11 protein-coding genes, 1 rRNA gene and 1 other annotated feature are annotated in these 12556 nt (G+C 42.5%); all 12 genes read left to right on the forward strand.

What is annotated here, in order from left to right:
* The first annotated feature begins 3 nt into the window (after positions 1-3).
* The 12 genes from rrf to RVY80_RS03860 all read left to right on the forward strand — a co-directional run bounded on the left by rrf (position 4) and on the right by RVY80_RS03860 (position 12466).
* Positions 4-120 (forward strand): 5S ribosomal RNA (rrf, locus tag RVY80_RS03805).
* Between the two features lie 695 nt (positions 121-815).
* Positions 816-1469, forward strand: coding sequence for a hypothetical protein (locus RVY80_RS03810; RefSeq protein WP_317329726.1), 654 nt, complete (start codon positions 816-818; stop codon positions 1467-1469).
* Positions 1470-1676: 207 nt separating this feature from the next.
* Positions 1677-2990 (forward strand): FAD-dependent oxidoreductase, encoded by a 1314-nt coding sequence (locus tag RVY80_RS03815; protein WP_317329727.1) that lies wholly within the window; start codon positions 1677-1679, stop codon positions 2988-2990.
* Complete coding sequence (locus RVY80_RS03820; protein WP_317329728.1) at positions 2987-3265, forward strand: ferredoxin family protein; 279 nt, start codon at positions 2987-2989, stop codon at positions 3263-3265. The genes RVY80_RS03815 and RVY80_RS03820 overlap by 4 nt, the downstream gene beginning before the upstream one ends.
* A gap of 4 nt (positions 3266-3269) precedes the next feature.
* Positions 3270-4097 (forward strand): electron transfer flavoprotein subunit beta/FixA family protein, encoded by an 828-nt coding sequence (locus tag RVY80_RS03825; RefSeq protein ID WP_317329729.1) that lies wholly within the window; start codon positions 3270-3272, stop codon positions 4095-4097.
* Positions 4090-5205 (forward strand): electron transfer flavoprotein subunit alpha/FixB family protein, encoded by a 1116-nt coding sequence (locus tag RVY80_RS03830; protein ID WP_310746201.1) that lies wholly within the window; start codon positions 4090-4092, stop codon positions 5203-5205. Before RVY80_RS03825 ends, RVY80_RS03830 begins: the two co-directional genes overlap by 8 nt.
* A gap of 167 nt (positions 5206-5372) precedes the next feature.
* On the forward strand, positions 5373-6131 hold the full coding sequence (locus RVY80_RS03835; protein WP_295191483.1) for an SDR family NAD(P)-dependent oxidoreductase: 759 nt from the start codon (positions 5373-5375) through the stop codon (positions 6129-6131).
* 139 nt (positions 6132-6270) lie between these two features.
* A complete protein-coding gene (locus RVY80_RS03840) occupies positions 6271-7218 on the forward strand; it encodes an alpha/beta hydrolase (protein WP_295191480.1) in 948 nt (315 codons plus the stop codon).
* Between the two features lie 155 nt (positions 7219-7373).
* Complete coding sequence (locus RVY80_RS03845; protein ID WP_317329730.1) at positions 7374-8723, forward strand: MFS transporter; 1350 nt, start codon at positions 7374-7376, stop codon at positions 8721-8723.
* A 91-nt stretch (positions 8724-8814) separates the two neighbouring features.
* Positions 8815-9016: a binding site (T-box leader), on the forward strand.
* Positions 9017-9181: 165 nt separating this feature from the next.
* Positions 9182-10711: a 2-isopropylmalate synthase gene (locus RVY80_RS03850; RefSeq protein ID WP_295191477.1), complete on the forward strand. Its 1530-nt coding sequence runs from the start codon at positions 9182-9184 to the stop codon at positions 10709-10711.
* 1 nt (position 10712) lies between these two features.
* Positions 10713-11975 (forward strand): 3-isopropylmalate dehydratase large subunit, encoded by a 1263-nt coding sequence (leuC, locus tag RVY80_RS03855; RefSeq protein ID WP_295192384.1) that lies wholly within the window; start codon positions 10713-10715, stop codon positions 11973-11975.
* Positions 11975-12466: a 3-isopropylmalate dehydratase small subunit gene (locus RVY80_RS03860; protein WP_295191471.1), complete on the forward strand. Its 492-nt coding sequence runs from the start codon at positions 11975-11977 to the stop codon at positions 12464-12466. Before leuC ends, RVY80_RS03860 begins: the two co-directional genes overlap by 1 nt.
* Positions 12467-12556: the final 90 nt, after the last annotated feature.

A 12556-nucleotide genomic window follows, 5' to 3' on the forward strand; every position in this document is an offset into this window, starting at 1 on the left:
AGATTCAGTGGCGATAGCTACGAGGCTCCACCTGTTCCCATCTCGAACACAGTAGTTAAGCTCGTAAACGCCGAAAGTACTTGGCTGGCGACGGCCTGGGAGGATAGGAAGCTGCTGATTAAAGAAATAAAAAAGCTCACCCTAAAGGGTGGGCTTTTTTATTTCTCTGCTCGGCAGATTCCTACGGAGCAGGGATACCTGGGATAAGCAGGGCAATAGGCTAAAAAGGAACGAAGTGACGAATTTAGCCATTGCATCACTTTCCCACAGTGAGCGAAGCGAACGGCGGGTGATAGGCACCGTAAACTAGTAAACAACTATAGCAGCAACGAGCGAAGCAACGTTGCGGACAGCACAATGCTTCCTATCTGCCCCACAATAAGATGCTTTACGGACTAGTAAAATACTATGGTAGCAATAGCAAAGCGCATTGCGGATAGTACCATACTTATTTTTCAGCATTTATTTTACATTTTTCGGAGCAAACTTTTACAATTTACGTTATAATAATAGTTACATTCAATTTTATACAAGATAATATGAGGGAATTATCTTGTAGGTATTATTCGATGTTTATCACTTACTAGAGGGATGAGGTTACCAATGGTATAAAGAAGGAATCGCTATGCCTTGTTAGATCAATATGCTGATGATATTCGAGAGACGATGAATTTATATTTAAAATAGCCCTAGCACGAATATAATTAGTTCAGTGAAATTTATTATCCTGTAGGGCAATATGTTTAAAACTATATGAATCAATTGCTATTTGAGTTCTTAGAAATCTCAATGGATTGCTTCTAGGGAGTAGGTATATGAATTTTATTCGCATAATTTTAGCTATATTAGTAATGTCTATTGTGCCCATGTCATTACTTTGTAGTCCAGAAACCTTTTGGGAATTAGGTCCAGTGGAAACTGGGGATCTGGTAGTGTTGCTATTAGGCGCTGCTTCTTGTTTATCCTGGTATAAGTTAGACGGTGTAGGCAGTTATTTTCGTCCCGTATGGAAAGTGGGCGGATTAATATTCTTTCTCTCGGCTGCCCGTGAAGCCAGTTGGGGGCGTATTTTTATGGCTACAGGTACAGACTCAGCTGGCCCTATTATTCCTGGTATGAGTGATTTATGGTTTGGCACCTACATTCATATTACAGTAGGGATTCTGATTCTAATTTTATTGTATATGATGTATAAATATCGTCATGAATTAGGGGATCTCGTATATAGATTGTTGCGAAGCAAAGAAGCTATGTTATACTTTGGTATATTAATTGTATTGCTCGGATCTGCCACAGTTATTTGGGATCCGAATCGTATTAAATCTCTCGGCCGATGGCATCAAGCATTGGAAGAAATGTCTGAAATTACTGCCTATTTTTCAGCCTATGCATTAGCTTGGAAAGCTCATTTGTTGAGTCAAGAAACAGTAGTTCAGGATAGAACTGACAAATCTAATGTAAAAAAATAAATCCCCTATATGTTTCAACATTTAAATATAGGAAATCTAACTCTCGTTTCTTTGGTGAAAGTACCAATTGACGAGAGTTTTATTTTTATAGTCTATAGTTATTTTTCTAGGCAGGTATTTCGGCCCTTTATAGTGAATATATAATATATAAAGTATATATATTAAGTATCTCATTTTTCTCACTTTCACCAAGAAGGAGACGAGTCCATGGGTATTGATACAAGAGAGCGATTTGATGTCATTGTCGTTGGCGGTGGGCCAGCGGGTGCAGCGGCGGCGTATCGATTGGCGCAGGCCGGTGTGAAAGTACTACTATTAGAACGTGGTCAGTATAGTGGGGCCAAAAACATGATGGGTGGGCGTATTTACACGCATTCCCTAGAGGCGTTAATTCCTGATTTTCGGGAACGTGCGCCATTAGAACGGCAGGTTATGAAGGAACGCATTTCTATTGCAGAAAACGGGCACGTGACGACTGTAGAATATGTGCAATCTGAGGTTCCTCAAAATGAGGAATCCTATGTGGTGTTGCGTTCAAAATTTGATAAATGGCTGGCCCAAGAGGCGGAAAAACAAGGGGCCTTGCTCATTTGTAATGTGCAGGTCACAGAATTACTCGTTCATCAGTCCTCCGTCAATGCGAAACCGCAGGTCATTGGCGTGCGATGTGATGATGACGAGGTGTATGCGGATTTAGTCATCGTTGCTGAGGGTGCGAATACATTGTTATTGGAACAGGCCGGATTATGTGCAGCCTCTGATCCACATGCTCTTGCAGTGGGCGTGAAAGAAACGTATAAATTAGCAAAATCGGCCCTAGAGGACCGTTGTGGTCTCATGCCTGACCAAGGAATGGCATGGCTCACCTTAGGTGACCTTACAGCGGGTTTAATGGGCGGTGGATTCGTGTACACCAATAAAGATAGTGTATCCGTTGGTCTCGTTGTAGGTCTTGATAAAATCGGATCCGTGGAAACCACAGTTGAGGATATGCTTTTGAAATTCCAAGCTTACCCTGCAGTAGCACAATTATTGAAGGGTGCCCAATTGAAAGAACACAGTGCCCATCTCGTACCTGAGGGTGGCTATCATTCCATGCCTCGTTTAGGAGGCCCAGGATATGTCGTTGTAGGCGATGCAGCACGCATGTGTATGAACCTAGGGTATACCATTCGTGGTATGGACCTTGCTATCGGTTCTGGTATGCTCGCAGCAGATGCGTACCTAGCGGCAATGGGTGAAGGTGATTCTAGCAAAACAGCTAGTCATTACCGTCATATGGTTCACCACAGTTGGCTTGGCAAGGATTTGGAATTATATCGTCATTTCCCATCCTTCCTAGGCGGAACGGATCGGATTTTCCAAGTATATCCACAGTTCGTGAACGATATTATGAAAGATGTCTTTACTATTAATGATGCCGGTGCTACGCCGATTATGGGGAAATTATTACACCGCGTGGAACAAGTGGGCATGAAAGAATTAATGATCGATGCATTGAAGGGGGTACGAGCTCTATGAAACTAGAGGAAAAATTAGGTACCAACAAGTATTATGTAGATGAAACTTGTCCGCATATTCATATTGATGATACGGGCTTTACCATGGAGGAAAAACGTAAATTGGTCAATTGCTGTCCTGCTGGTTTATATAGATTGCAAGAGGATGGCTCGTTGGCTTTTGACTTTGCGGGTTGTTTAGAATGCGGTACATGCCGTGTCGTGGCGGGCCAAACGATTGTGAAAGAATGGAAATACCCTCGCAATACGAAGGGTGTAGAATTTAGACAGGGGTGAGCAGATGGAACTATTAGTATGCATTAAACAAGTGCCTGATACATCGGAAATCAAGCTAGATCCCGAAACAAATAATCTCATCCGTACGGGATTGCCAAGTATTGTAAATCCTTTTGATTTGCATGCCTTAGAGGCAGCCCTCGTGGTGAAAGATGCACATTCCGACAGTCACATCACCGTAATTTCCATGGGACCACCACAAGCAGAAGATGCATTGCGTGAATGTTTAGCCCTTGGTGCTGACGATGCGGTGCTCATTACGGACCGTGCCTTTGGCGGTGCTGATACATTAGCAACGAGCTACACTATAGCCTCTGCTATTCGTCATGTGCAAACAAAACAAGCTAAACCATTTGATATGATTTTCTGTGGCAAACAAGCCATCGATGGTGATACAGCTCAAGTAGGTCCACAAATTGCTGAAGAACTGGGGATACCTAATGTTACCTATGTATGTGATATTAAATTAGATACTAATGAAGCGGGTAAACCGGTAACTGTTGTCACTCGTGAACATGATCTTGGCTATGAAGTTGTACAAGCTACATTACCAGTGTTGGTAACGGCCACACTTGCCTTGAATGAACCGCGTGTACCAACCTTATGGCAATCCATTTATGCGAAGCGCTATGCTATCGAACATATCACTGTGAATGATATGGAGGTCGATAAAGAACGCCTCGGTTTAGGTGGTTCACCAACGAGGGTGCGCAAGGTATACCAACCACCGCTTCGTGCAAAGGTTGTAATGATGGATGGCTCTGTGGCGGATATGGCGACGCAAGTGGTGAATATGGCGAGAACTGTGAAAGGTGGTGCTACACATGAGTGAATTGGAAACTAAACAAGCTACAACACAGGTGGCGCTAGAACAAACGGCTCAGGTGGAGATTCCTAAGGCAGCAGAATCGGTAGCGCCAGAAGCACAAGAAGTACCAGAAAACCCGTTAGCAGCCTATAAAGATGTGTACGTTGTTAGCGATATACTAGAGGACAAAATCCAGCCAGTGACGATAGAACTCATTGGACAAGCTCGTATTCTCGCCGATCAATTGGGTGAACGCGTACAGGTCATGTTACTGGGTGAACATGTACAGAACCAAGCTCAAGAGCTTATTTATTATGGAGCGGATATTGTACATGTCTTTGAAAGCCAATTATTGAAGGATTATACTACCGATGGTTATACCAAGGTCCTAGCCGATTATTTATTGGTGCATAAACCAAATGTATTGTTAATTGGTGCCACGAATAATGGTCGTGACCTAGCACCTCGTATGTCTGGTCGTATGCAAAATGGTGTAGTAGCGGATTGTACGATACTTTCAGTAGATACAAAAGAAGGCCTCGTAGAATGGACGCGTCCAGCGCTAGGCGGCAATATTTTAGCGGAAATCATTTCGCCTAATCATCGTCCTCAAATGGGTAGCGTTCGACCAAATGTATTTAAGAAACCAGAACTCGATACAAGCCGTACAGGCGAAGTGATTGTAGAACCGTTTGAACTAGCGGAAACAGATATTCGCACAAAACGATTGAATTTCATTCCTTTCAGTTTAGAAGGCTATAATCTAGAGGATGCGGAAATTATCGTGGCCGGCGGTCGTGGCATGGGGAATAAGGAAAACTTTGACCGTCTCTATGAACTGGCTGATGCCCTTGGTGGCGTTGTAGGTGCCACAAGACCTTTGGTGGAAAAGGGCTGGATTGATTTGAAATACCAAATCGGTCAAACTGGCAAAACTATTAGCCCAAAACTCTATTTAGCGTTTGGCATTTCTGGGGCCATTCAACATGTATCTGGTATTGGCGGGGCGGAAACGATTATCGCCATCAACAATGATCCAGAGGCGCAAATTTTCCAATACAGTAATTATGGTATCGTTGGGGATGTTATGACCGTCCTGGAGGAAATGCTAGCGCAAGCAAAAGGAAAATAAATTCTATAGATATCCTAAAAAATAGTCTATAATAGCAATATAATGTAATATGAATGGATTGCTATTGTAGGCCTAGGTGAAAGTACATCATTAGTGTGCACCGGTCTAGCAATATGCTCATCATGTGCTAGGCCGGTGTTATTTTATAGAAAAGCGAGGGAAGAACTATGTGTAGACGTGTCTTTGTAACAGGAGCAACAAGTGGTATTGGTAAAGAAATCGCAATTTCCTTTGCTCAGTATGGCGATAATTTGTTATTGTGTGCTCGTCGCGAGGAAAAATTAGCTGAGCTAAAAGCAGAGCTCGAAGCCGATTATGATGTGAGAGTGGATACTTTCACCCTAGACGTACGAAATCGTGAGGAAGTAGAAACGAAGGTACCTCAAGCCATCAAAGCGTTTGGGGGCGTGGATATTCTCGTGAATAATGCTGGTTTGGCTCAAGGCCTCGATGATTTCCAAGATAGTTCTATCGATGATGCGGTGACAATGATTGATACCAATGTGAAAGGCCTCATTTACGTGGCTCGCAAGGTATTGCCATTCATGATGGAACAAAATAGCGGTCACATTATTAATATGGGGTCCACTGCGGGCATTTATGCCTATGCGAAGGGCGCTGTGTATTGTGCCACAAAGGCCGCTGTTAAAACATTGAGCGATGGTATCCGCATTGATACGATTGCTACCGATATTAAGGTCACTACCATCCAGCCAGGTATCGTGGAAACACCGTTTAGCGAAGTTCGATTCCATGGTGATGCACAGCGTGCAGCTAGCGTATATGCTGGTATTGATGCCATCCAACCTGAGGATGTGGCGGATATCGTGCTGTACGTGTCCAATCAACCAAAACGCGTTCAAATTTCTGATGTTACAATTATGGCAAACCAACAAGCCACTGGATTTATGGTGCATAAAAAATAAATTTTGACATAATGTTTGGTTAATTAGTAGAATAATGATAATGAGCCCTAGGTGATGTAGCACCTAGGGCCTTGTAACTTGTTATCAGATAATGTGAAGTATGTGCTAATTGATATTACTCTAAGAAAGGGGGATTTTTATGGTTCGAGAACGATCTATGAAGCATCGTGAATTTGATACGTCTAGTCTAACCGTGCCGATGACTCCCTTTTCTGTGGCGACACGCCGAGGCGTATTGCTCAAGGGCGTATTGTTTAGTGCACAAAATAATAGTCATTATGATGCTGATGTTGTGGCGCCCCGTACTGTTGTCATCTGTCTCACGGGCATCCATGGTAATTTAGAGACAAATCCGATGTATTATCACATTGGAGAAACCTTAGGGGCGCATGGTTTTGACTTTGTTTATGCACAGATGTGCGATGCGTACAATCGCCTGGAAACTGAGAATGTATTAACTGGCGAGACCGAGTGGATTGGATCCTTTAATGAGGACTTTTACGATGTGGATGATGATATCGAGGCCTATTTGAATTGGGCTCGTGAAAGTGACTATAAGCATGTGATTCTTGCGGGCCATTCCATTGCGGCCAATAAGGTATTGTGGTATTTATCGAGGCATCCTGAATGTACAATCGACCGTTTCATAGCTTTGAGCCCTGTGAATATAACCATAATGATGCGGAATGTTACGGATGAGCATCGCCAGATTGTGGATGAATATATGTCCAGTGGTCGTGATGAGGAGATGCTACCATTTGAGATGATGGGCTGGGCCCCTATGATTGCTAGGACGGGTCAGCAGTGGTTGAGTTTTACACCGCTAGATAATTGCCATATTGAGGCTGATGCGGATTACTCAGTGTTAGAGAGGGTAGAACATCGAGGCGCCTTTTTCATCGGTGGCCTTGATAGCTTTGCGGATGGAAATGCGGAGCATTTTATTCAGAATAATAACGCTCACTTAGTGCATGGTGAAGATAGCGAACTCGTTGTGATACCAAGAACGGGTCATACGTATCAGCATAAAGGTGCTGCGTTGGCACAGGCGATGCTAGAAGTGTTAGAAAAATGGATTAATAAATAGAATCTGCTTTTTCGATTAAAAAATGAAGATATATGAATTTTACGGATTATATGAGTTGTTACATATTAATTGTATGCTATGGTGTATTGGAATTGCTAATCTATATAGATACCGTTATAATAGTGAGTAATTGATTTTTGAGAAAAGGAGCTATTATGAAAGGCATACATTTCACCAAACGACAGATTTTAATTTTGGTCAGCGTGTGGTTCACATTCCTGTTGGCCTTTGTGACACGCTTATCTTGGGGCACTTTGATGCCTATCGTAAACGAGTCCTTGCAGTTTACACCACAACAGGGAACGAGCTATATTTCGGCATTTTATTTTGGTTATGCTCTTGCCGTATTACCTGGCGGTTTGTTAGCGGATAAAATTGGGTATCGTAAAACTATTATTGGCTCATTATTAGCCTTAGCTATTACGACCGCAGCGATGGGGATGATTACTGACTATACTATGGGTCTTGTTATTCGTTTCCTAATGGGGGCCGTATCTGGCCCGATTCAATCCTCTTGCTTGAGTGCATTAGGCCATAATTTCAGTATGAACCAGCGCGGTACAGCTGTGGGGATTTTCATGAGTTGTACATCCTTCGGTGTATTCACTGTTAATCTCTATGCACCAACTGTAGCTATGGAATTTGGATGGCGAGCAGCGTTCTTTGTAACTGCATTATTACCATTAATTGTTATGTTCGCATGTTTCTTTACGTTGAAAGCAAAACAAACAGTTGCTACTGTGTCTGATGCGGTGAATAAGCTGAATGGTAATGGTAGTAGTCCTGCTGTAGGTGGTGCCGGCACTGCTAATGGCGTAGGCGAATTAACAGACCACGGTGTTGAAAGTGTCATGGATCATGGCGTTACACCAAATTCTATTGAACAAGCTGCGGAGGCAGCAAAACCAACGCTGTTAGAGAATTTAAAATATTTGTTCACTACACGTAATGTATTGTTATTAGCTGTAGCTGGTATGTTTGCAACAGGTACGACTTGGGGCGTTACAAACTGGGCAAACTTGTATATGGTTAAACAGCTAGGGGTTAGTGCGGTGTTTGCGGGTTCTGTTATGAGTTTGTATGGTTTTGCCGCATTTTTAGCGAAGCCGACAATTGGTATTATCTCTGATAATATTCCTGTGAAAAAGAATTATACAGCGGCGGCAGCATTGTTCTGTTTTAGCCCTGCATTATGGATTTTCGCTAATACAACGAATCCAAATATGCTGTATGTAACAGCACCAATTCTTGGGGTAGGTGCCTTCATGTACAGTGCTGTAACAAATGCGTTAATTGTACAATCTGCACCAGAACATTTACGTGCTACCACAGCGGGCTTTGTAAATACCTTTAACCAAATCGGTGCTATTACAGCACCTATGATTTTAGGCGGGATTTTGACAAGTACTGGCAGCTATCAAACAGCATTGATGAGCATTGCCGCATTCCCAATTTTGGGTGCATTGGCGTTGACGTTTGTGAAGCTTACAGGACAGGAAAAATAAAATTAATGGAATGTCTATTAGAAATATACATCTGTAAATTCCTTATTGACACCGTGAATTATTTTGACGTATAATAACTTCATTATCTTAATAATTAGCTATGAATGGGTATAAAGATATAATCATCTACTTACAGAGAGTTGCCGGTTGGTGCGAGGCAATAGAGGGATTATGTTGAAACTCTCCCGTGAGCTTTGCTAGCGAATACAGCAGTAGTTAGCAACGGTTGGACCGTTAACACTCAATGAGCCCCAACTAGGGTGGTACCGCGTTATGATTATAATGCCCCTTTGGATGACTGTGTGTCGTCCTGAGGGGCTTTTTTTATACACTATTTGAGTTCTTATAGCTCATAGATGTTTGTGAGAGTATCCATACCTATGTTTAGGTAGTTACTTTTACAAACAGGGGTATAAGACAGTCTATTCGTAAGAATGAAGCAGAAAGGATGAATAGATATGGATCAGAATCGCATTATATTTTTTGATACCACATTACGTGACGGGGAGCAAACACCAGGCGTAGCATTGCAAGTATCTGAAAAGGTTGAAATAGCACAAAATTTAGTTCGTCTCGGTGTAGACGTTATCGAGGCGGGGTTCCCCGCGGCGTCCCCAGGGGATTTTAAAGCAGTGCAAACTATCGCTCGCGAGGTAAAAGGTGCTACCATTTGTGGTTTGGCTCGGGCGAATATCAACGATATTCAAAAGGTAGCTGATGCATTGGCTGATGCAGAACGCAGCCGTTTGCATTGTTTCATTGCTACCAGCGACATTCATTTGGAATACAAATTGAAAATGACTCGTGCAGAGGCGATTGAAAAGGTGAAAGAAGTATTGGCATTTGCGAAAGGCAAATTCGACGAAATCGAATTCTCCGCAGAGGATGCATCTCGCACAGATATGGATTACCTTTGTGAAGTGTTTGGCGTAGCCATCGCAGGCGGTGCCACTACATTGAACGTGCCTGACACAGTGGGTTACATGACACCACAAGAATTCGCCGATAAAATTCGTTATATTAAAGAGCATACACCAGGTATCGAAAATGCTATCATTTCCGTTCATTGCCATGACGATTTAGGCCTTGCCAATGCGAATACATTAGCTGCATTACAAGCGGGTGCTCGTCAGGTAGAATGTACCATCAATGGTCTTGGTGAACGTGCTGGTAACGTAGGCATCGAAGAAGTAGTGATGTCCATTAAAACTCGCCATGATATTTATCCATTCGATGTGAATATTGATACAAAACGTTTTACTCGCACCAGCAAATTGGTGAGCCGTTTAACAGGCGTTGCAGTGCCACCAAATAAAGCTATTATTGGTGCTAACGCGTTTGCTCATGAATCTGGTATTCACCAACATGGTGTTTTAAACAATCCTGGTACCTATGAAATTATGACGCCAGAATCCGTGGGTGCTGAAAAATCTGCCATCGTATTGGGTAAACATTCTGGTAAACATGCCTTTGCGGATCATTTGGTAACATTGGGCTTTGTGTTTGATGATGAAAAAGTTACTGATTTGTTCACAAAATTCAAGGCTTTGGCAGACCGTAAAAAACAAGTATTTGATGATGATGTGATTGCTTTGGTGATGGATAATATTGATCGTAAACGTGCCATCGAGGTTATCCATCATCATTACCATTCTAATGAATTTGGTTACGCTTATGCGGATATTCGTTTGAGCACACCAGAGGGCATCAAAGAGGATGCTGCTGTAGGCGATGGTCCAGTGGATGCTTCTTTGAAAGCAGTAGAACGTGTTATCGAAATGCCAGTGAGCCTCAAGGATTACCAAATCCGTGCTATTACAGCGGGTAAGGATGCCCTTGGCGAGGCTACTGTGAAAGTAGAACATGAAGGTCGTATTTATCATGGTCGTGGTATTAGTACAGACATTATTACATCAAGTGTGAATGCATATATTAACGCGGTAAATTCCGTGTATCTAGCGAAAGAGCTAGAAGAGGAGGCAAAATAAAATGGGTATGACGATTACTGAAAAAAATATGGCTCGCCATGCAGGCCTAGAATCTGTAAAACCAGGCCAAATGATTGAATGTAAATTAGACGCAGTGCTTATGAATGATATTACATTCCCACCAGCTCTTCGGGAATTCAAAAAAATTGGGAAACCAGTTTTTGATAAAGAAAAAATCTATTTGATTCCTGACCATTTCACACCTAACAAAGACGTTGTGTCCGCTACACAATCCAAAGTTATGCGTGATTTCGTAAAAGAACAACATATTCCTCACTACTTTGAAACTGGTCGTGTAGGTATTGAACACGTTATCATCCCTGAAAAAGGCATGATTGCTCCTGGTGAAATGATTATCGGTGCTGACTCTCATACTTGTACATATGGTGCGTTGGGTGCCTTCGCTACTGGCGTTGGTTCCACTGATGCGGGCGTGGCAATGGCAGAAGGTAAAACTTGGTTCAAAGTACCTGAGTCCATCAAAGTAGAATTAATCGGTAAACCTAATAAATGGGTAACTGGTAAAGATATTATTTTGGAATTAATCGGTCAAATCGGTGTTGACGGTGCTCGTTACATGGCATTGGAATTTGCTGGTGATGGTGTTCAACATTTAACAATGGCTGATCGTTTAACAATCTGCAACATGGCTATCGAAGCGGGCGGTAAATGTGGCGTATTCCCTTACGATGCAGTAACTGAAGAATATGTGACTGGCCGTGTAAAACGTGACTTCGAACCAATCGCTCCTGATGCGGATGCAAAATACGTTCAAACTATTACAATTAACCTTGCAGAATTGTCTCCAGTAGTAGCATTCCCTCATTTGCCGTCTAACAAACATTATGTGAATGAAATCAAAGAAGAAATCGCTATCGACCAAGTTATCATCGGTTCTTGTACAAATGGTCGTTATGAAGACCTTGTACAAGCAGCTGAAATCTTTAAGGGTCGCAAAGTGGCTCCATTCGTTCGTTGCATCGTGGTACCTGGTTCTCAAGAAGTATACGAAAAAGCTATGCAAGATGGCTTGTTCCAAATCTTCTTGGATGCAGAATGCGCGGTATCCACACCAACTTGTGGTCCTTGCCTAGGCGGTTACATGGGTATCATGGCGGAAGGTGAAAAAACAGTTTCCACTACAAACCGTAATTTCCGTGGTCGTATGGGTCACGTAGATAGTGAAGTATATTTGGCTAGCCCTTATGTAGCGGCTGCAAGTGCAGTATTGGGTCGCATCGCTGGCCCTGAGGAGGTAAAATAATGGACTTTCAAAGTAAAAAAATCTGGCGCTACGGCGACGATGTAGATACAGACGTAATCATTCCAGCTCGTTACTTGGCGATTTCCGATTGGAACGAATTGGCTGAACATGCAATGGAGGACATTGATACTACCTTCGCACCAAATGTAAAACCAGGCGAAATCATGGTAGCTGGTAAAAACTTTGGTTGTGGTTCCTCTCGTGAACATGCACCTGGCGTTATTAAAGCTAAACAAGTACCTGTCATCATCGCGCATAGCTTTGCGCGTATTTTCTTCCGCAACGCTATCAATATTGGTTTGCCAGTGATCGAAATCGGAGACCAAGTTGATCGCATCGATGCAGGCGATGAAATAGGCGTAGAATTGTCCAAAGGTATCGTGTACAATTTGACTAAAAATGAACAATACCAAGGTACAGAATTACCACAATTCATCCAAGATATCGCCGCTGCTGGTGGTTTGGTTGAATTTGCAAAAACTCGTAAATAAAATGTTATTACTGAAAGCAACCTAGCTCGCTAGGTTGCAGGCGGTAATTGCGGTACGTCATAAAGTAGGATGAGATAGTAGCGAGCTAAC

It is taken from the genome of Veillonella absiana (assembly GCF_032970865.1).
In the GTDB taxonomy this organism is placed as follows: Bacteria; Bacillota; Negativicutes; order Veillonellales; family Veillonellaceae; genus Veillonella; species Veillonella absiana.